The 19,158-nt window shown below is 78.3% G+C and carries 22 protein-coding genes and 1 riboswitch; of the genes, 6 read left to right on the top strand and 16 right to left on the bottom strand.

The annotated features are described in order from the left end of the window. From cobC to WA616_RS12690, 8 genes are read right to left on the bottom strand one after another with little or no spacing between them, the layout of a single operon-like run. Entirely contained in the window at positions 1–1,428 is a 1,428-nt protein-coding gene (gene cobC / locus WA616_RS12725) for an Rv2231c family pyridoxal phosphate-dependent protein CobC (protein WP_336030303.1), read from the bottom strand. Next, complete coding sequence (locus WA616_RS12720; RefSeq protein WP_336030301.1) at positions 1,419–2,273, bottom strand: energy-coupling factor ABC transporter ATP-binding protein; 855 nt, start codon at positions 2,271–2,273, stop codon at positions 1,419–1,421. The genes cobC and WA616_RS12720 overlap by 10 nt, the downstream gene beginning before the upstream one ends. Next, on the bottom strand, positions 2,270–3,007 hold the full coding sequence (cbiQ, locus tag WA616_RS12715; RefSeq protein ID WP_336030300.1) for a cobalt ECF transporter T component CbiQ: 738 nt from the start codon (positions 3,005–3,007) through the stop codon (positions 2,270–2,272). Before cbiQ ends, WA616_RS12720 begins: the two co-directional genes overlap by 4 nt. Beyond that, positions 3,004–3,312, bottom strand: a complete 309-nt coding sequence (locus WA616_RS12710) for an energy-coupling factor ABC transporter substrate-binding protein (RefSeq protein ID WP_336030299.1) — start codon at positions 3,310–3,312, stop codon at positions 3,004–3,006. Before WA616_RS12710 ends, cbiQ begins: the two co-directional genes overlap by 4 nt. Then, entirely contained in the window at positions 3,309–4,001 is a 693-nt protein-coding gene (locus WA616_RS12705; protein ID WP_336030297.1) for an energy-coupling factor ABC transporter permease, read from the bottom strand. The genes WA616_RS12710 and WA616_RS12705 overlap by 4 nt, the downstream gene beginning before the upstream one ends. Then, positions 3,988–5,379: a cobyrinate a,c-diamide synthase gene (locus tag WA616_RS12700; protein WP_336030295.1), complete on the bottom strand. Its 1,392-nt coding sequence runs from the start codon at positions 5,377–5,379 to the stop codon at positions 3,988–3,990. Before WA616_RS12700 ends, WA616_RS12705 begins: the two co-directional genes overlap by 14 nt. Then, positions 5,376–5,990 carry a cob(I)yrinic acid a,c-diamide adenosyltransferase gene (cobO, locus tag WA616_RS12695; protein WP_336030294.1) on the bottom strand — a complete coding sequence of 205 codons (615 nt, stop codon included), beginning with the start codon at positions 5,988–5,990 and terminating at the stop codon, positions 5,376–5,378. Before cobO ends, WA616_RS12700 begins: the two co-directional genes overlap by 4 nt. Continuing rightward, positions 5,990–8,017 (bottom strand): putative cobaltochelatase, encoded by a 2,028-nt coding sequence (locus WA616_RS12690; protein ID WP_336030293.1) that lies wholly within the window; start codon positions 8,015–8,017, stop codon positions 5,990–5,992. The genes cobO and WA616_RS12690 overlap by 1 nt, the downstream gene beginning before the upstream one ends. 61 nt (positions 8,018–8,078) lie before the next feature. After that, positions 8,079–8,162: riboswitch (cobalamin riboswitch) on the bottom strand. A 104-nt stretch (positions 8,163–8,266) separates the two neighbouring features. Here WA616_RS12690 and WA616_RS12685 point away from each other — a divergent pair. The 5 genes from WA616_RS12685 to WA616_RS12665 all read left to right on the top strand — a co-directional run bounded on the left by WA616_RS12685 (position 8,267) and on the right by WA616_RS12665 (position 11,260). After that, positions 8,267–8,719 (top strand): hypothetical protein, encoded by a 453-nt coding sequence (locus WA616_RS12685; protein ID WP_336030291.1) that lies wholly within the window; start codon positions 8,267–8,269, stop codon positions 8,717–8,719. Then, positions 8,716–9,009: a transcriptional regulator gene (locus tag WA616_RS12680; protein WP_073418230.1), complete on the top strand. Its 294-nt coding sequence runs from the start codon at positions 8,716–8,718 to the stop codon at positions 9,007–9,009. Before WA616_RS12685 ends, WA616_RS12680 begins: the two co-directional genes overlap by 4 nt. Further along, a complete protein-coding gene (locus WA616_RS12675; RefSeq protein WP_336030289.1) occupies positions 9,006–10,067 on the top strand; it encodes an AbrB family transcriptional regulator in 1,062 nt (353 codons plus the stop codon). Before WA616_RS12680 ends, WA616_RS12675 begins: the two co-directional genes overlap by 4 nt. A gap of 58 nt (positions 10,068–10,125) precedes the next feature. Then, a complete protein-coding gene (locus tag WA616_RS12670; protein WP_336030288.1) occupies positions 10,126–10,410 on the top strand; it encodes a hypothetical protein in 285 nt (94 codons plus the stop codon). Between the two features lie 106 nt (positions 10,411–10,516). Beyond that, the gene (locus WA616_RS12665; protein WP_336030287.1) at positions 10,517–11,260 is read left to right on the top strand and encodes a maleylpyruvate isomerase family mycothiol-dependent enzyme; all 744 of its coding nucleotides are present in this window, start codon (positions 10,517–10,519) and stop codon (positions 11,258–11,260) included. Positions 11,261–11,264: 4 nt separating this feature from the next. Here the strand turns inward: WA616_RS12665 and WA616_RS12660 are convergent, their stop codons facing one another. Next, positions 11,265–11,810, bottom strand: a complete 546-nt coding sequence (locus tag WA616_RS12660) for a type II toxin-antitoxin system PemK/MazF family toxin (protein ID WP_336030286.1) — start codon at positions 11,808–11,810, stop codon at positions 11,265–11,267. A gap of 152 nt (positions 11,811–11,962) precedes the next feature. Here WA616_RS12660 and WA616_RS12655 point away from each other — a divergent pair, with 152 nt between their 5' ends. Beyond that, on the top strand, positions 11,963–12,157 hold the full coding sequence (locus WA616_RS12655) for a hypothetical protein (RefSeq protein ID WP_336030284.1): 195 nt from the start codon (positions 11,963–11,965) through the stop codon (positions 12,155–12,157). Between the two features lie 2 nt (positions 12,158–12,159). On the opposite strand, the gene WA616_RS12650 is transcribed toward WA616_RS12655, so the two are convergent. The 7 genes from WA616_RS12650 to WA616_RS12620 form a co-directional block, all read right to left on the bottom strand. Next, entirely contained in the window at positions 12,160–12,585 is a 426-nt protein-coding gene (locus tag WA616_RS12650) for a VOC family protein (protein WP_073418238.1), read from the bottom strand. 39 nt (positions 12,586–12,624) lie between these two features. Then, entirely contained in the window at positions 12,625–13,221 is a 597-nt protein-coding gene (locus WA616_RS12645) for an MSMEG_1061 family FMN-dependent PPOX-type flavoprotein (protein ID WP_336030281.1), read from the bottom strand. A gap of 32 nt (positions 13,222–13,253) precedes the next feature. Beyond that, positions 13,254–14,762 carry a cobyric acid synthase gene (locus WA616_RS12640; RefSeq protein ID WP_336030279.1) on the bottom strand — a complete coding sequence of 503 codons (1,509 nt, stop codon included), beginning with the start codon at positions 14,760–14,762 and terminating at the stop codon, positions 13,254–13,256. Then, positions 14,759–15,418, bottom strand: coding sequence for a lysophospholipid acyltransferase family protein (locus tag WA616_RS12635; RefSeq protein WP_336030277.1), 660 nt, complete (start codon positions 15,416–15,418; stop codon positions 14,759–14,761). The genes WA616_RS12640 and WA616_RS12635 overlap by 4 nt, the downstream gene beginning before the upstream one ends. A 123-nt stretch (positions 15,419–15,541) precedes the next feature. Continuing rightward, the gene (locus WA616_RS12630; protein ID WP_336030276.1) at positions 15,542–16,294 is read right to left on the bottom strand and encodes an ANTAR domain-containing protein; all 753 of its coding nucleotides are present in this window, start codon (positions 16,292–16,294) and stop codon (positions 15,542–15,544) included. A 169-nt stretch (positions 16,295–16,463) separates the two neighbouring features. Then, on the bottom strand, positions 16,464–17,915 hold the full coding sequence (gene yczR / locus WA616_RS12625) for a MocR-like transcription factor YczR (RefSeq protein ID WP_336030275.1): 1,452 nt from the start codon (positions 17,913–17,915) through the stop codon (positions 16,464–16,466). A gap of 262 nt (positions 17,916–18,177) precedes the next feature. Continuing rightward, the gene (locus tag WA616_RS12620; protein WP_336030274.1) at positions 18,178–19,125 is read right to left on the bottom strand and encodes a cobalamin biosynthesis protein; all 948 of its coding nucleotides are present in this window, start codon (positions 19,123–19,125) and stop codon (positions 18,178–18,180) included. Positions 19,126–19,158 lie beyond the last annotated feature (33 nt).

Below are 19,158 nucleotides of genomic sequence, written 5' to 3'. Positions count from 1 at the left end.
TCAGCGGTGCTCCTCCGGGACGGCGGCCTGCTGCGACGTCGTCGTCGGCATCGGGACCAGGGACTGCTCGGCGTCGTCAAGGATCGCAGCGAGGTCCGCGGCGAACGCACGCGAGGTCCCCGGGTCGCGCACGGCCACCCGCAGGTGGTCGGGGGACAGGCCGGGGAAGGTGTCCCCGCGGCGCACCGCCCAGCCGCGCCCGCGCAGCGCGGCGCGCACCCGCTCGCCGCCGGGCACGCGCAGCAGGACGAACGAGGAGCGGGGCTCGGCGACCACGAGCCCGGGCGGGAGCGCGGCCAGCAGCGCGGCCCGGTGCGCGGCGAGCTCGCGGGCGGCCGCGTCGGCCTCGGCCCGCGCGGCCGGGGTGGTGCAGGCGGCCAGCGCGGCGATCGCCGGCGTCGACAGCGGCCAGTGCGGCTGCGCGTCGGCCATCGCGGCGACCAGGTCCCGCGGGCCGAGCGCGTAGCCCACGCGCAGCCCGGCCAGCCCCCACGTCTTGGTCAGGCTGCGGACCACGACCAGCCCGGGCAGGTCGGTGCGGGCCGCGAGCGACTCCGGCTCGCCGGGCACGGTGTCGGCGAACGCCTCGTCGACCAGCAGCACGCGGCCGGGGCGGGCGAGCGCGGCGACGTCGTCCGCCGGGTGCAGCACCGACGTCGGGTTGGTCGGGTTGCCGAGGACGACGAGGTCGGCGTCCGCGGGGACCGCCGCCGGGTCCAGCCGGTGCGCCGGCGGGTCCAGCAGCAGCCGCTCGACGGGGTGCCCGGCCGCGCGCAGGGCCGCCTCGGGCTCGGTGAACGACGGGTGCACCACGACGGCGCGGCGGGGCCGCAGCGCCCGCGCGAGCAGCACGAACGCCTCGGCGGCGCCGGCGGTTGGCAGCACCTCGGCGGGGTCGCGGCCGTGCGCGGCGGCGGCCGCGGCGCGGGCCGGGCGCAGGTCGGGATAGGCGGCGACGTCGTCCAGCGCCCGCCGCAGCACCTCGCGCAGCCACGGCGGCGGGCTGCCGGCGCGGACGTTGACGGCGAGGTCGGTGAGGCCGGGCGCGAGGTCGAGGTCGCCGTGGTGGTGGAGGTCGGGGGAGGCCGCGACCGCGACGGTGACCCGGCCGTGCGCGGTCTTGGGCACCACCAGCAGGTCGCCGCCGAGCAGCGCCGCCGCCTCGGCCACCGACGCCGTCCCCACCGCGGCCGCGACCCGGGCGGACGGCGTCGGGACGGGCACGGCGGCGAGCCGCGCGGCCGGGTGCCCGGTCAGCGGCCAGCCGCGGGCGGCCGCGGCGGCGGCCAGGCCCGGCTCGGCGGCGCGCGTGTCGAGGGTGGCCAGCGCGGCCACCCGGGCGCCGGCCGGCAGCGCGGCGTCGACGGCGGCGAGCACCTCGTCGGCCGACACCCCCGCGACCGCGCCGACGCCGACGGTCACGTCCACGGGGAGACACCCGGGCGGTCGGGGAGCGCGGCGAGCAGCGCGGCGGCGTCGCGGGGGAGCGGCGCGTCGTCGGGGAGCAGGCCGAGCGCGCGCAGGCGGGTGCCCACGGTCAGCGCCCACGGCCGGCCCAGCCGCGCGCGGGCGAGCAGGTCGTCGTCGGCGAGGAGGGCGGCGGGGTCGCCCTGCACCACCCGCCGGTCGACGACGACGGCCACCTCGTCGGCCCAGGCGAGCGCCAGGTCGACGTCGTGGGTGCTCATGACGACCGTCGACCCGGACGCCTGCAGCCGGGTCAGCGCGGCCAGCGCCTCGGCGACGGCGGAGGGGTCGAGGCCGGCCGTCGGCTCGTCGAGCAGCAGCACGCAGGGGCGCATGGCGACGGCGCCGGCGATCGCGACGCGCTTGCGCTCGCCGTAGGACAGCTGGTGGGTGGGCCGGGCGGCCAGGCCGTCGACGGCGAGCAGCTCCAGCGCCTCGGCCACCCGGGTGCGCACCTCGTCGTCGGTCAGGCCGAGGTTGAGCGGGCCGAAGGAGACGTCCTGGGCGACCGAGGCGCTGAACAGCTGGTCGTCGGGGTCCTGCAGGACCAGCTGCACCTCCTGCCGGTGCGCGCGCAGCCCGCCGCGGGTGTGCCGCAGCAGCGCGCCGTCGACGGCGACCGCGCCGGCGTCGGGGCGCAGCGCCCCGGACAGGCAGCGCAGCAGCGTCGTCTTGCCCGACCCGTTCGCGCCCAGCACCGCCAGCCGCCGCCCGGCGGGGATCGACAGCGAGGCGCCGTCGAGCACCCGCCGACCGCGTTCGTAGCCGACGACGAGCCCGTCGGCGGTCAGGCTGCGGTGGCTCATGCGCCGAGGACCCCGACGGCGACGAGGGCGGCGAGGCCCGCGCCGGTCGCGGCGAGGAACGCCGGCGAGGAGGGGCGGGCCTCGGGCAGCACGCGCAGGCCGGTCTCCATCCCGCGGCCGGCGAGGCCCTCCTGCAGGCGGCGGGCGCGGTCCCAGGAGCGGGTGAGCACCGCGGCGGCCAGCGCCCCCGACGAGCGCAGCGACCGCCGCCAGCCGGCGTGCCCCATCCGGGCGGTCTGCGCCTCGCGGATGGTGCGCAGGCTCTCCAGCAGCACGAACAGCAGCCGGTAGGTCACCGACGCGACCTCGACGACGGCCGCCGGGACGCGCAGCCTCGTGAGCGCCGGCAGCAGGTCGCTCATCGGCGTGGTGGTGGCGAGCAGGAGCACCGCCGCGCCGCCGGCGACCGAGTGCCCGACCAGCTCGCCGGCGCGGGCGGCGGCGTCGGGCGCCCAGCCCAGGCCGCCGCCGTCGACGGACACGACGGCGGTGACCGCGCCGACGGCGACGAAGGCCAGCGGCCAGCGCACCGCCCGCCCGAACGTGCGGGCCGGCACGCGGGCGGGGCCCAGCGCCAGCGCGACGGCGGCCAGCGCCACGAGCACGCCGCCGGGCCACACCGGCAGCACGAGCGCGCAGACGACGAGCCCGGCGGACAGGGCGAGCTTGTCCAGCGGCGAGCGGGTGCGCCAGGCGCTGGCCCAGGCGGCGTCGTCGACGGCCAGGCCCGTCACGGCGCCTCGACGGGCGGGTTCGCCTCCCGGGCCTGCCGGCGGCCGCGCAGCCGCCCGAGGACGTAGCCGAGCACGCCGCCGCCGAGCGCGGCCTGCAGCGCGAACAGGCCGGACTCGACCTCGCTCGACGACGGGCTGAACACGGACTCGAACCACGGCGTGTAGCCGGACTCCTCGATCGTCGCGGTGGCCAGGCTGTCGGTGCCGGCGTACTCGGAGGTACCGCCGTCGAGCACCAGCGGCAGCGCGAACAGGGCCACCACCGCGAGCACGAGCAGCGCGGTGACGACGCGGCGGCGGGTCATCGGACCTCCTCCGTCGTCGAGAGGGGAGCGGGGCGGAGCAGGCCGAGCCGCTCGAGCTCCGGGCGGGCGTTGACCGTGAGCACCCGGAACAGCAGGACGCCGAGCAGGCCCTCGGCGACCGCCAGCGGCACCTGGGTGACGGCGAAGACGCCGAGGAACTTGACCGCCGCGCCGGCGAACCCGCCGGCGGCGTCGGGGAAGGCCAGCGCCAGCTGCAGCGACGTCGTGACGTAGGTGGCGAGGTCGGCGAGCGCGAGGGCGACGAAGACGCCCGGCAGCAGGCCCGCGCCCAGCGACCGGGCCAGCCGGTAGGCGCCGTACCCGGCCCACGGCCCGACGACGGCGAAGGCGAACGCGTTGGCGCCCAGCGTCGTCAGCCCGCCGTGCGCGAGCAGCAGCGCCTGGAACAGCAGGACCACCGTGCCGAGCAGCGCCATCACCGGCGGCCGGAACAGCACCGCCCCGGCCCCGGTGCCCGTCGGGTGGCTGGAGCTGCCGGTGACCGAGGGCAGCTTGATCGCGCTGAGCACGAACGTGAACGCCCCGGCCGCGCCGAGCAGCAGGGTGGACTCCGGGCGCTCGCGCACCTCCCTGACCACCGCGCGCGCGCCGTGGACGACGAAGGGGGCGGCGGCGACCGTCCAGCCGATCGCGTGCGGAGCCGGGAGGAAGCCCTCAGCGATGTGCATGCGACTCCGATCGGTCGGCGCGCGCGGCCGCGGCGGCGCAGGCGGTGACGAGGCGCTCGGTCAACCGGGGGCTGCCGGCGCGGTTGAGGTGCAGGTAGGAGGCGTGCACCGAGCCCGCGACGAACCCCTCGGGCCCGGCCGCCGACCACTGCCAGGCCGGCGTCGTCCCCGCGGGCGGGGTGGCGGCGGTGCGGTGGAACTCGTGGCCGCGCACCCGCGTGCTGGCCGGGGCCAGCACGCTGTCGGTGACCGCCACCGCGGCGCGGTAGCCCAGCGTCAGCCGCGGCGTCATGGACGTGGTGACGTCGAGGACGCCGCACATCGGCGCGCCGTCGAGCTCGCGGGACAGGTACAGCAGCCCGGCGCACTCGGCGGCGATCGGCCCGCCGCGGGCGGCGAGCGCGGCGACGTCGGCCCGCAGGGTCTCGTTGGCCGACAGCGCGTCGGCGTAGACCTCGGGGAAGCCGCCGCCGACGACGAGCCCGGCGGTGCGCTCGGGCAGTGCCTCGTCGCGCAGCGGGTCGACCGTCACCACCTCGGCGCCGGCCGCGGTGAGCAGTTCGGTGTCCTCGGCGTAGCCGAAGGTGAACGCGGGCCCGCCGGCGACGGCGATCCGCGGCCGCCCGGCCACGGGGGTGACCTCGGCGGCGGGGTCCCACGGCGTCGCGGCCAGCGGGGGAGCGGTGCGGGCCAGCCGCAGCACGGCCTCGAGGTCGACCCCGGCGGCCACCACCTCGCCGAGGCGCCGCACGGTGGCCAGCGCCTCGGCCGAGCGCTCCGCCGCGGGCACCAGGCCCAGGTGCCGCGACGGCGTGGCCAGCGACTCCATCCGCCGCAGCGCGCCGAGCACGGGCACGCCGGCGGCGCCGAGCGCCTCGCGCAGGATCGCCTCGTGCCGGTCGCTGCCGACCCGGTTGAGCACCACGCCGCCGATGCGCACCGAGGGGTCGAAGGTGGCGAACCCGTGCACCAGCGCCGCGACGCTGCGCGCCTGCGACGAGGCGTCCACGACGAGCACGACCGGCGCGCGCAGCAGGCCCGCGACGTGCGCCGTCGAGGCGAAGCCCGGCTCCACCTGCGGGTGCGTGGCGCCGTCGAACAGGCCCATGACCCCCTCGACGACGGCGACGTCGGCCCCGCGGGCGCCGTGCAGGAACAGCGGCGCGATCCGCTCCTCGCCGACCAGCCACGGGTCGAGGTTGCGGCCCGGGCGCCCGGCGGCCAGGCCGGCGTAGCCGGGGTCGATGTAGTCGGGGCCGACCTTGTGCGGCGAGACGGTGAGCCCGCGGGCGGTGAGCGCCGCGACCAGCCCCGTGGTCACCGACGTCTTGCCCGCGTTGCTCGACGGGGCGGCGACCACCAGGCGCGGCGGGTTCACCACTCGATCCCCCGCTGGCCCTTCTGGCCCGCGTCCATCGGGTGCTTCACCTTCGTCATCTCCACGACGAGGTCGGCCGCCTCGACCAGCGCGGGCGGCGCGTCCCGCCCGGTGACGACGACGTGCTGGGTGCCCGGGCGGTGCACGAGCGTCTCGACGACGTCGTCGACGTCCACCCAGCCCCACTTCAGCGGGTAGGTGAACTCGTCGAGGACGTAGAAGCGGTGCGCCTCCGCGGCGAGGTCGCGCTTGATCTGCGCCCAGCCCTCGGCGGCGTCGGCGGCGTGGTCGACCTCGGTGCCCTGCCGGCGCGACCAGCTCCAGCCCGAGCCCATCTTGTGCCAGACCACCGGCCCGCCCTCGCCGGTCTGCTCGTGCAGCCGGCCGAGCGCGGTGAGGGCGTTCTCCTCGCCGACCTTCCACTTGGCGCTCTTGACGAACTGGTAGACCGCGATCGGCCAGCCCTGGTTCCACGCACGCATCGCCATGCCGAACGCGGCGGTCGACTTGCCCTTCATCGACCCGGTGTGGACGGCGAGCAGCGGCCGGTTGCGGCGCTGCCGCGTCGTCAGCCCGTCCTGCGGGACGACGGTGACCTGTCCCTGCGGCATCAGGCGGCCTCTCGCACGGAGCGGACGGTGGCGGCGAGCGACTCGGCCGCGAGCTCCTCCAGCCGCAGCGTCTGCGCGCCCAGGTGCGCGCCCAGCACGCCGGCCAGGCCCAGGCGGACCGGCCCGGACTCGCAGTCGACGACCACCGCGGCGGTGCCGTCGGCGGCCAGCCGCTGCGCGGCCGCGTGCGCGGCGCCGAGGGCGTCGGTGCCGCGCGGCCCGGTGGCGCGGCCGTCGGTGACGACGACCAGCAGAGGCCGGCGCTGCGGGTCGCGCACCCGCTCCACGCGGAGCGTGTCCGCGGCGCGCAGCAGGCCGGCGGCCAGCGGGGTGCGCCCGCCGGTGGGCAGCTCGCGCAGCCGGGCCGCCGCGGCCTCGACCGACCAGGTGGGCGGCAGCGCGAGGCCGGCGTCGGCGCCGCGGAAGGTGACCAGGCCGACCTTGTCGCGGCGCTGGTAGGCGTCGAGCAGCAGCGACAGCACCGCGCCCTTGACCGCGCCCATCCGCGCCCGCGAGCCCATCGACCCGCTGGCGTCGACGACGAACAGCACGAGGTTGCCCTCGCGGCCCTCGAGCGTGGCCTGGCGCAGGTCCTCGCGGGCCACCCGCAGCCCGGGGCCGGTGCGGCCGCGCGCGGTCTGGTGCGGCGCGGCGGCGAGCACGGTGCCGACCAGGTGCAGCCGGGTCACCGGGCCGTTCGGGCGCACGGAGCCCACGACCCGTCCGCGCTCGGCGCGCGCCTTCGACCGCCGCCCGGCCGCGCCGGCGCCCACGCCGGGCACCTCGAGCCGGCGCGCGCGGAACGGGTCCGACGGCGCGACCGCGGCCCGCTCGCCCGCCGGCGCTCCACCGCGTCCCTCACCCTCGTCGGGAGGGCCGTCGTCGCGCGATCGGCCTTCCTCCGCCGGGGAGGGGTCGCCGTCCGCGCGCGGGGTGTCGTCCCGGGGCGGGGGCGCGCCGCCGCCGTCGTCGTCGGGGCCGTCCGGCGGCGGCGGCGGGTCCTCGTCGGGCCCGGGCTCGGGGCGGGAGTCCTCGAGCGCCTGGTCGAGCGTGTCGTCGTCGAGGCCCGGCGCGTCGAAGGGGTTGCGCCGCCGGCGGTGGGGGAGGGCGAGGCGGGCGGCCACCCGGACGTCGTCCTCGGTCACCTCGTCGCGGCCGGCCCAGGCGGCGTGCGCGACGGCGGCGCGGGCGGTGACCAGGTCGGCGCGCAGCCCGTCGACGTCGAAGGCGGCGCACACGGCGGTGACCTGCTGCAGGGCGGCGTCGGAGAGGACGACGTGCGGCAGCCGCGCCCGGGCGCCGGCGATCCGCTCCGCCAGCGCGGCCTCCTCGCCGGCCCACGCCGCGGCGAAGCCGGCCGGGTCGGCGTCGTACGCGAACCGCCGGCGGACCACCTCGGCGCGCACCGCCGGGTCGCGCGGCGCGGCCACCTCGACGGTCAGGCCGAACCGGTCGAGCAGCTGCGGGCGCAGCTCGCCCTCCTCGGGATTCATCGTCCCGACCAGCAGGAACCGGGCCGCGTGCCGCACCGAGACGCCCTCGCGCTCCACGTAGGCGGTGCCGAGCGCGGCGGCGTCGAGCAGCAGGTCGACGAGGTGGTCGTGCAGCAGGTTGACCTCGTCGACGTAGAGGACGCCGCGGTGCGCGGCGGCGAGGAGCCCCGGCTCGAAGGCCTTCACGCCCTCGGTGAGCGCCCGCTCGAGGTCCAGCGAGCCGACGACGCGGTCCTCCGACGCGCCGACCGGCAGCTCGACCAGCCGCGCGGGCCGGGTCTGTGCGGGCGCGCCGGGCTCGTGCGGGCCGTCGGGGCAGGCGGGGTCGGGCGCGGCCGGGTCGCAGGCGAAGCGGCAGCCGGGCACGACGGCGACCGGCGGGAGGACGGCGGCCAGCGCGCGCACCGTCGTCGACTTGGCCGTGCCCTTCTCCCCGCGCACCAGCACGCCGCCGATGGCGGGGGAGACGGCGTTGAGCAGCAGGGCCAGCCGCATGTCGTCCATGCCGACGACGGCACCGAAGGGATACGTCATGCGGGTGCACGGGTCCTCTCCCCGGGTGTCCACGCCCGGAGGTGGCAGGAGGCGGCGGCGGGAGTTCCTGACTCCCCGGGGCGCCTCGGGCGAGGCGTCCGGGTCACAGTGGCGGGACCGCGCCGGAGTCGCACCGGGCTTCCTCCACTGCCGTCGCTGTGGCCCGGTCATGGAACCACGCGACACTCCGGCGCGGCAGGCCGGGCGGTGACTTGACGGAACGGAAAGAGACAGTCCACACTTTCCGGCATGGAAAACGACGCCATCGACCGCGAGACCGCCGCCGCGCAGCTCGCCGCCCTGCGCTCCGACCGGGCGGCGCTCGCCGACCGGGTCGTGCAGCCCTGGTGGTACGACGTCGCCCTCGGGCTGCTGCTGTTCGGCTTCCTCGCCTCCTACGCCCTCGACTCCCTCTGGGTGACCTTCCCGGCGCTGCTGCTCTTCGGCGCGGGGCTCGGCGCGCTGGTCTCCACCTACCGGCGCCGCACGGGGCTCTGGCTGGACACCCCGCCGCGCGTCATGGCCGCCTGGGGCGCCTTCGTCCTCGTCGTCCTGGTCCCGGCGTTCGTGCTGGCGGTCGGCTTCGACCAGCACTGGGTCATGGTCCCGGCGGGCGCGGTGCTCGGTCTCGCCGCCGGCCTGCTCAGCCGCGTCTACGGCCGCCGCTGGGCCGCCGAGCTCCGCAGCGGGGGCGGGCTGTGACGGCCGTCGCGCCGCACTTCGACGCGGTCATCCACCCGCCGCCGCGCCTGCAGATCTGCGGCCTGCTCGCCGTCGTCGACACGATGGAGTTCGCCACCGTGCGCGACCGCGTGGGCGTGAGCGACTCGGTGCTGTCCAAGCACGTCAAGCAGCTCGAGGAGGCCGGCTACGTGGCGGTGAGCAAGACGACCGTCGCCAGCCGGCAGCGCACCAGCCTGTCGCTCACCCGCGAGGGACGCCGGGCCTTCGACGCGCACGTCGCCGAGCTGCGCCGCATCGCCGGCCTGTGAGGGCCGCCCGCCCCGACCCCCGGCGGCTCGCCGACGGCGCGCTGGTCGTCGCCGGGGCGGCCGGCGCCGCGGTCCTGCTCGACCTCGCCGGCGTCCCGTCGCCCGCACTGTTCGGCGGGCTGCTGGCCGGCCTGGTCCGCGGGCTGGCCGGGCGCCGGGCGCTCGACGTCCCCCGCGCGGGGACGATGGCGGCCCAGGCCGTCGTCGGGGTCTCCATCGGCGCGCTGGTCGACCTCGACACCCTCGCCGCGATCGGCGAGGACGCGGTGCCGGTCCTGCTGGTCACCCTCGCCACGCTGCTGCTGACGGTCGGCGCCGGCCTGCTGCTGCGGCTGCAGCCGGGGATCAGCCCGGTGACCGGAGCCTTCGCGATGATCGCTGGCGGGGCGTCGGGCATCACCGCGATGGCCCGCGACCTCGGCGCCGACGACCGGATGGTGGCGGTCCTGCAGTACCTGCGGGTGCTGCTGATCGTCGTGCTCATGCCCGTGGTGGCCACGGCGGTCTACGGCGCCGACCCGGGGGCCGGGACCACCGCCGCGACGCCGGACGGCCCGGGCTGGCCGGCCGGGCTGCTGTTCACCGCCGCCTGTGCCCTGGCCGGCTACCCGCTCGCCCGCCTCGTGCGGCTGCCGGTGCCGGCGCTGCTGGGCCCGCTGCTGCTGGCCGCCGCGGCCGACCTGTCCGGGCTCTCCGGCGGCGCCGACGTGCCGGCGGCGGTCGAGGCGGCGGCGTTCCTGCTCATCGGTCTGCAGGTGGGGCTGCGCTTCACCGTGGCGAGCCTGCGCACGGTCGGGCGGGCCCTGCCGCTCGCGCTGGCGATCATCGTCGGGCTGGTGGTCGCCTGCGCGGGCCTCGGCGAGGTGCTGGCGGCGTCCACCGGGGTCAGCCGGCTCGACGGCTACCTCGCGACGACGCCCGGCGGGCTCTACGCCGTCCTCGCCACGGCCACCGGGACCGGCGCCGACGCCACCTTCGTGCTCGCCGTCCAGGTGCTGCGGCTGTTCGTGATGCTGCTCGCCGCCCCGCTCGTGGCCCGGCGGCTGCGGCGGACCTGAGCGCGGCGGACCGGGCGCAGGGCCGGAGGCGGGGCGCGGGCCGCCTACCCTGGTCCGGGTGACCGCGCCGAGGGAGGAGCCCGAGCTGACCGACGTCGACCCCACCGCAGCCCCGTCCGAGGACGCCGTCCTGCTGTTCGTGGGCGGCCCGCTCGACGGCCGGGTGGAGATCCGCGCCGCGCGCCACGGCGACCCGCTGCCGACGGTCACGCACGTGCACCTGCACGACGGCCCGAAGGTCGTCTCCCGCTACGACCTCCAGCCGCTGCCCGGCCAGGCCGGCGTCTACTACCTGCGCCAGCGCGCGCCCCAGGACCGGCGGGACTCCGCGCGCGCCGACTGAGCGGCCGGGCCCGGGACCCCTTGTCCCCGCTGCCCGCCGGGACGACCATCCCCTGCACGGTGCGGGCCCGCGCTCCCGACCGCCCGCGCCGGCGGAGGGAGCCGTCATGACCTCGCTCGCCGTGGGCCGCACCGCCGTCCTGGACCGGGACGCGGCGGTGCGCCTGGCCGCCACGGAGTACGGCCGCTTCGCCGACCTGGTCGCCGGCCTCGGGCCCGGCGAGTGGGCGCGGCCGACCGACTGCCCCGGCTGGGACGTGCGGGCCATGGCGGGGCACGTCCTCGGGATGGCCCGGATGGTCGCCTCGCCCGGGCAGTTCGTGCGCCAGAACGCGGCCGCGGCCCGCGCGGGCGGCGGCGTCGACTCCCTGACCGCGCTGCAGGTCCGCGAGCAGGCGCACCTCCCTGTGCCGGAGCTGGTGGCCGCCCTCGCCGACGTCGGACCGCGGGCCGCCCGCGGCCGGCGCCGGCTCGCCCGGGTCGTCGGCCGGCTGCCGCTGCCCGAGGCGCAGGGAGTGGGCGGCCGTCGGGAGTGGTGGTCGCTCGGGTACCTGCTCGACGTCGTCCTCACCCGCGACACCTGGATGCACCGGGCCGACGTCGCCCGCGCCACCGGCCGCGAGCCCGTCCTCACGCCGGAGCACGACGGCGTCCTGGTCGCCGACGTCGTGCGGGAGTGGGCGCAGCGGCACGGGCGCCCGTTCCGGCTGCGGCTCACCGGCCCGGCGGGCGGCACGTGGTCCGCAGGGGCGGGCGGTGAGGACGTCGAGTGCGATGCCGTGGAGTTCTGCCGGGTGCTGTCCGGCCGCGGCACCGGCGCCGGACTGCTCGCGCAGCAGGTCCCCTTCTAGCGGGTCACCAGCCCTGGGTCCGGCGGGCCGCGGCCACGACCCGGTCGAACACCGCCCGGTCCAGCGCGGCGCCCTCGCGGCGCACGGTCCCGGGGTCGAGGACCAGCAGCCGGTCCAGGCGCACCTCGCTCGGGCGGCCCTGCCGGTCCCAGCCGCCGCTGCCGACGTCCATCCAGGTGCGCCCGTGCCGGGCCTCGTCGGCGGCGTCGCGGTCGTGGTCCTTGCTGGTGAGCATCAGCCCGACCAGCTCCGCGCCGCGGCGGCCGACCACGAGCACCGGCCGGTCCTTGCCGCGGCCGTCGCCCTCGTCGTAGGGCACCCAGGCCCACACGACCTCGCCGGGGTCGGGGTGCCCGTCGGCGCGGGGCCGGTAATGCGTGTCGACGGCCCCGGGCGTCGCGCCCGGCCCGCGCGGGGCCGGGCGGGACGCCGGCTGCGAGGGGGCCCGGCGGCGGCCCGGGCGGGCGGCGCGGGCCGCGCGGGCCGGCGTGGCGGTGGCGGCGCGGAGGAGCGAGAGGACGGTGTCGACGAGGCGGCTCGGGCGGGCCATGGAGGCACCGTAGGAGACCCCCGACGCCGTCACAGCTGTCCCGTCCGTCACACCGGTACCAATTCGGGCCAGTTCTGGTTCCGGAGCGTGGTTCCTGGGCACCATTGCGTCACGGGGCGCGCAGCCATCGCTCCCCGGGAGAGGGGGCTCCCATGACCTCGGCCCAGCCCGTCGTCGCGACCGTCTCACTCGTACGCGAGCCGCGTGCCAGCGTGCTCGCCGCGTTCCAGCTGGTGGAGGACGCGCGCTACCTCGCCGGCGGGCGCACGCGCCGCCGCAACCGGGTGCGCCGGATCGCCGAGCGCACCGTGGTGTCCCGCCGCCTGGCGCGCGACCTCTCCGCCTGACCTCAGGCCACGCAGAACTCGTTGCCCTCCGGGTCGGCGAGCGTGGCCCACGTGAACGGGCCCTGCGAGGACCGCCACAGCTCGGTGGCGCCCATGCCCAGCAGGCGGGCCACCTCGGCCTCGCGGCGCTCGTCGCCCACGCGGACGTCGAGGTGGACGCGGTTCTTGACCGTCTTGGCCTCCGGCACGCGCTGGAACAGCACCCGCGGCCGGCCGGGGTCGGGCGAGGTGATGGCCGCGCCCACCGCCCAGACGAGCCTGCCGCGGTGGGTGGTCGTGTCGGCCTCCGACGCGTGCCCGGCCGCCACCGTGCCGCGGATGAGGGACTCGTCCTGGGCCTCCACCGACCAGCCGAGGGCCTCGGCCCACCAGTCGGCCAGCGCGTGCGGCTCGGTCGCGTCGATCGTCACCTGGAAGTCGGTCGCCATGGCCGCAGCCTGGCAGGACGCCCCGACAGGACCGGGCGCTCAGAGCTCCAGCGCGAGGTCGGCCCGGATGACGGCGTCGTCGGGCAGCGGCGTCTCCAGACCGCAGTGGTCGCGGATCATCACGCCGAACGGGGGGAGGGCGGCGCGGTCGATCCGGCTCGCCGGGTCCCACAGCCCCGAGCGCATGACCGCCTTCGCGCAGTGCAGGTAGGCCCGCTGGACGGTCACCACCATGACCGAGCGCGGGGCCCGGCCGAACTCGGTCAGGTCGACGCCGAGCGCGTCCGGCGGCAGCAGCTCGGCGGTGCCGAACACCTTGAGCGTCTCCTCGAGACCCGGCACGAAGAACAGCAGCGCCACCCTGGGGTTCCCGGCGACCTTGCGCAGGCTGTCGAGCCGGTTGTTGCCCTGCCGGTCGGGCAGCACGAGGCGGTGCTCGTCGAGCACCTTGACGAAGCCCGGGTCGCCGCCCCGGGGGGACACCTCGGGGAACCCGTCGGCGTCCGCCGTCGCCAGGGTGAGGAACGGCGACAGGCCCACGAGGGCCCGGCAGTGGACGTCGAGGTGGTCGATCTCCTTGTCCAGCACCAGCTGCGAGGGCGGGCGGTAGGAGGCCAGGACCGGGTCGGGCTGCACGGTCCGACGGTAGCCCGGGAGGCGAGGCCGTCCTACCCCGCCGCCCCGGACGAGCCGCCCGGCGGGAGCAGCGGCAGGCCGTCGGGCGGGCCCTCCTCGAGCAGTCGCCACAGCGCCGCGGTGTCGGCGTGCTCGGCGACCAGGTCGCCGAGGGCGTCGAGCCGCTGCTCGCGGACCGCGGCGAACGAGGTGTCCGGGGCCGGCACGAACCGCCGGCCCGCCGCCCGCGCCACCTCGGCCAGGAAGGCGCGGCGGAACCCGTCGTTCTCCAGCGCGCCGTGCCAGGTGGTGCCCCACACCGCGCCGGCCCGGCCGCCGTCGAGGAAGGGCTCGGCCCCGTCCGCGTAGGTGACGACGCCGTGGTGGATCTCGTAGCCGCGCACCGGGTGGCCCAGCGCCTCGCCGGACGGGCGACCCAGCGTCTTCTCCCGCGCGAAGGCGACGTCGGCCGGCAGCAGCCCCAGCCCGGCCACGGTGCCCGCCCGCGACTCGACGTCGTCGGTGATCGTGCGGGCGAGCATCTGGTGCCCGCCGCAGATGCCGAGCACCGGCCGGCCCTCCGCGGCGCGGCGGCCGACCGCCTCGGCCAGTCCGGTGGCGCGCAGCCACGCCAGGTCGGACACGGTCGCCCGGGTGCCGGGCAGCACGACCAGGTCGGCGTCGGCGAGCTCCTCGGGCCGGGTGACGTAGCGGACCAGCACGCCCGGCTCGGCGGCCAGCGCGTCGAGGTCGGTGAAGTTCGACAGCCGCGGCAGCCGGGCCACCGAGACGCGCAGCACCTCCTCGCCGTGCGGCGGCCCGGCCGAGGAGACGCCGGTGGGCACGCCGAGGGAGTCCTCGACGTCGAGGGCGGCGCCGGGCAGCCACGGCAGCACGCCGAGCGTCGGCCGGCCGGTGAGCGCGGTCAGCCGGTCGAGCCCGGGGCGCAGGAGGCGCACGTCGCCGCGGAACTTGTTCACGAGGAAGCCGGCCACCAGCCGCTGGTCGGCGGGCGGCATGAGCGCGACCGTGCCGTACAGCGCGGGGAACACCCCGCCGCGGTCGATGTCGCCGACCACGACGACGGGCAGGCCGGCCGCGGTGGCCAGGCCCATGTTCGCGATGTCGTCGGCGCGCAGGTTGATCTCGGTGGGGGACCCCGCGCCCTCGCACACCACGACGTCGAAGCGCGACCGCAGGTCGGCGAGGCTGGCCAGTACCTGCTCGAGCAGCGCGGCCTTCATCGGCCGGTAGGACAGCGCGGTCACCTCGGCCACCGGCCGGCCCAGGACGACGACCTGGCTGGCGTCGTCGCCGCCGGGCTTGAGCAGCACCGGGTTCATCGCGGCCTCGGGCTCCACCCCGGCGGCCTGCGCCTGCATGACCTGTGCCCGGCCGATCTCCGCGCCGTCGGCGGTGACCATGGAGTTGTTGCTCATGTTCTGCGCCTTGAAGGGCGCGACGCGCACGCCCTGGCGGGCCAGCCAGCGGCAGATGCCCGCCGTGACCACCGACTTGCCGGCGTCCGACGTCGTCCCGGCGACGAGCAGGGCCCCGCTCATGCGGCCGGCTGCCCCCAGCCGGCCTTCTCCTGCCCGGACAGGTCGGCGATCGCCTCCATGATCCGGTCGGTGACCTCGCGGCGCGGGCGGCCCTTGGCGGCCTGACCGCGGTGCTCGGGGAACTCGAGCGCCGCCCCGAAGGTGATCGACACCCGGTGCGGGCGCGGCCAGCGGGAGTCGACCGGCTGCACGCGGTCGGTCCCGGCGACGGCCACCGGGACGACGCGGCAGTCGGCGGTCAGCGCCAGCCAGGCGACGCCGGTCTTCCCGCGTGCCAGGCGGCCGTCGCGCGAGCGGGTGCCCTCCGGGTAGATGCCGAAGCCCTCGCCGCGGCGCAGCACGCCGAGCGCGGTGTCGAGGGCCTCCTGCGCCGCGCGGGAGGTCTCCCGCTCGACCGGCATGGCCCCCAGCGCCGTGAACAGGGTGCGGGTGAGCCAGCCGCCGGGCCCGGAGCGGGTGAAGTACTCGGCCTTGGCCAGGTAGTGCACCCGCCGCGGGGACGCCAGCGGGATGGCGATGCTGTCGATGAAGGACAGGTGATTGCTCGCGATGATGAACGGCCCGTCGTCCGGGACGTGGGCCCGGCCGCTCACGCGCGGCCGGAACAGCAGCCAGAACAGCGGCTTGAGCACGAACCGCGCGACGAGGTAGAACACGCCGCCCCCTCCCTCGTGGCGTCCCGGCACCGGCCACCGGGACCCGGGGCATCCTCCCCTGCCGCGGGGGAGGCGACCGCGGCAGGGGAGGGTGCGTCGGGGGAGGAACGGGCCGGCGCGGTCCTAGCCGCCCGGGTGACCGGCGGCGCCCGGCGGGCAGGCGTCGCGCAGGATCTCGCGCACCTGCGGGGACAGCGGGCGGCCGCCCGACGCCGAGGCGACCAGGTCCAGCGCGACGTCGCGGACCTTGCGGTGCACGTGGCTGGAGATGTGCGCCAGCAGGTCGAAGGCAGGCTGCTCTCCGCAGCCGGTGAGCAGCATCAGCACGCCCTTGGCCTGCTCGATGGGCGCCCGGCTGGTCATCGCGGTGCGCAGCTGGGCCAGCTCGGTCTCGAGCTCCAGCACCCGGTCCACGGCCGCGGGGCCGGGGGCGCCGGCGCCCACGGCGGGGTTGTCGACGACGAGGCCCTCGACGCCGGCCACCCGCCCCTCGCCGTCGAGGCGTGGCTCGCCGAGCAGCACCACGGTGCGCTCGACGGTCCCGGGCAGCCGCAGCCGCACGGACAGGCAGAACGCCTGGCCGGCGGTGACCGCCGCGGACAGCGCGTCGATGGTGCGGGGACGGTCGTCGGGGTGCTGGGCGGCCACGAGCACCTCGGTGCTCGGCGTGGCGCCGGAGGGCGGCAACCCGTGGAGGACGCACATCTCCTCCGACCACTGCCACTCGCCGGTGGCGCGGTCGTAGCGCCAGCGCGCGGCGACCCGGGTGCGGCGGGAGACCAGGGGGGAGGGCGCCGGCGGGCGGGGCAGCGGCGGTGCGGCCGTCCGCGGGGGACGGGGGTGGGTCCGGACAGGGCGAGGCTGTGTCGAGGTCATGACCAACTCCGTCGGGCACCCCGGCGTCGGCCGGGGAGAGCGCCGCGCAGCCGCTTGTTCGACCACCTGCGGAAGAGCCGGGACGAGTCCCGGCCGCTCGGGACACCCCGGACGGTAGACCCGGTGTGCACGGCGCGCACCCGCACCGGACGGGCGCGTCCGTTTCGCCTCACACCACCGTGACGGGCCGCGCCGGATGGCGCGCGACCGGCCCCCCGGCCAGGGCGGAGTCGACGGCGGCGAGGGTGGCGACGGCGGTGCGCAGCCGGGCCGGCGGCAGCGTGAACGGCAGCCGCAGGTGGTCGTCGAAGGCGGTGCCGGTGCCGAAGGCGCGCCCCTCGGCGAGGAGCAGGCCGAGCGGGGCCGCGGCGGCCGCGAGGGCGGCGGAGCTGCGGCCCGGCGGCAGCGTGCTCCACGCCGACAGCCCGCCGGACGGGCGCGGGACGGTCCAGTGCGGCAGCCGCGCGGCGGCCTCGGCGAGCAGCACCTCGCGGCGCTCCCGCAGCAGCTGCCGGCGCCCGGCCAGCACCGGGTCGAGGTCGCGCACCAGCGCGGCGGCGGCGAGCTGGTCGAGCGGGCCGACCGACAGCTGCCGGCGGCCCAGCGCGGCGCCGAGGGAGGCGGCCAGCGCGGCGTCGGTGCGCAGCCAGCCGATGCGCAGCCCGCCCCACACCGACTTCGACAGGCCACCGACGGTCACCGTCGCGGCGTCGGGCAGCCCGGCGGCGTAGGGCGGCAGCGGGCCGGCGTCGTCGTCGAGCCACAGCTCGGCGGTGACCTCGTCGACGATGGCGAGCACGCCCTGCTGCCAGAGCGTGGCGGCCAGCCGCCGGCGGCCGGCGGCCGACAGCCGCGCGCCGCTGGGGTTGGAGAAGTCGGGCATGAGGAAGGCCAGCCGCGGGCTGCTCTGCCGGGTGGCCAGGTGCGCCGCGCCGACGACGGCGTCGGGGTCGCCGGCGTCGACCGCGACCGGCACGCACCGCCCCCCGGCGGCGGTGACCAGCTGGACCGCGCCGGGGTAGGTGGGGTGCTCGACGAGCACGCGGTCACCCGGCTGCAGCATCACCTCCACGACGAGCGCGGTGGCGTCGCCGGTGCCGGCGGTGACCACCACCTGGTCGGGGTCGGTGGGCAGGCCGCGGGCCGTGTACCGGTCGGCGATGGCGGCGCGCAGCTCGGGCAGGCCGCTCGGCGCGTAGCCGTGCCCGGCGACCACTCCCGGCAGCCGGGCGAGCGCGCGCTCGTAGGCGGGCACCAGCTGCGGCGCCGCCTCGGGGGCGGCGTGGGCGAGGTCGAGCACCTCCGGGTCCGTCGTCGGCGCGGACCACACGGCGTCGACGGGCGGCGTCTCGACGACGGTGCCCGCGCCGTGCCGCGTGCTCACCGCGCCCTCCTCGCGCAGCAGCCGGTAGGCCGAGGCGACGGTCACCCGGCTCACGCCCAGCGCCGCGGCGAGGTCGCGCTCGGCCGGCAGGCGGGTACCCGGCGGCAGCTGCCCGAGCGCCACCAGCTCGCGGACCCGGCGCGCCAGCCCGGCGTAGCGCGGGCCGGGCAGGTCGGTCAGCGGGCCGACGAGACCCGCCAGCTCGGCGGGAGTGGACTGCTCGATCCCCGGTGGCATGCAGGCCACCATGCCGGATTGGACCGCTCCGGTCCAGTGAGAACGGTGCCACTGTCCTCCCCATGACCTCGAGTGCAGTCCTCCTGCTGCTGTTCCTGCTGGCGCTCGGCGCCCTGTCGGTGACCACGCTCGTCGTCGCCGTGCGCGGCGGCCGCGGTCCCGCCGACCCGCCGCGCAGCCACCCCCGCCTCGACCCGGCGGGCTTCCCGGTGACGTCCGGGGCGCGCGGCGCCCTGCACGGGCGCGGGCCGCTGACCCGGCCTCAGCCGCGCCGGGCGGCCCTGCTGGCCACCGCGAGGGCCGCCGCGGCCAGCCACACCGCCCGCGACAGGCGCACCGCCCGGCCGACGTCGCTGCTCTCCGGCGCGCGGCCGTCGCCGAGCACCGGCCGGTCCTCGACCCGGCTGCCGTAGACGTTGCGCCCGCCCAGCCGCAGTCCCAGGGCGCCGGCCGCCGCGGCCTCGCAGCGGCCGGCGTTCGGGCTGGGGTGGGCGGCGCCGTCGCGCCACCAGGTGCGCAGCGCCTCCCGCGGCGACCCGCCGGCGAGCGGGGCCACGGCCACGGTGAGCGCGGCGGTGAGCCGGGCGGGCAGCCAGTTGGCGACGTCGTCGGCCCGCGCGGCGGCCCAGCCGAAGCGGGCGTACCGCGGCGAGCGGTGGCCGACCATCGCGTCGAGGGTGTTGACCGCGCGGTAGCCGAGCAGCCCGGGCAGGCCCGCCAGCGCGCCCCACACCAGCGGCGCGACGGCGGCGTCGGAGGTGTTCTCCGCGACCGACTCCACGGTGGCGCGAGCCAGCTCACCGGTGTCGAGGGACGCGGGGTCGCGGCCGGCCAGCGCGGGCAGCAGCGCCCGGGCCCCGGGCAGGTCGCCGGCCTCCAGGGCGCCGGCCATCGCGGCCGCCGCCCGGCCGAGCGACGTGCCGCCGAGCACCGTCCACGTGGTGGCGGCGACCGCCGCGGTGCGCAGCACCGGCCGCCCGGCCGTGGCCCGGTCGGCCGCCGCGCCCAGGCCCGCGGCGCCGGCGACCAGCACCAGCGCGTGGGCGGCGCCCGCCGGCCGCGCGTCGCGCCACACCCGCCGCTCCAGCGCCGCGGCGAGCGAGCCGAACCCGGCCACCGGGTGCCGCCGGGCCGGGTCGGCCAGCAGCAGGTCCGCGGCCGCGCCGAGTGCCAGGCCGGCGGCGGTGGGGACGTCTCTGCGGAGCGGCACGGCGACCATCCTGCCCAGGCCGCTTCCTAGGAT

Origin of the sequence: Geodermatophilus sp. FMUSA9-8 (genome assembly GCF_037034165.1) — a bacterium.
Classification (GTDB): Bacteria; Actinomycetota; Actinomycetes; order Mycobacteriales; family Geodermatophilaceae; genus Geodermatophilus; species Geodermatophilus nigrescens.
Note: the sequence above shows the minus strand (reverse complement) of the source record. Positions and strands in the feature narration are given on the sequence as shown.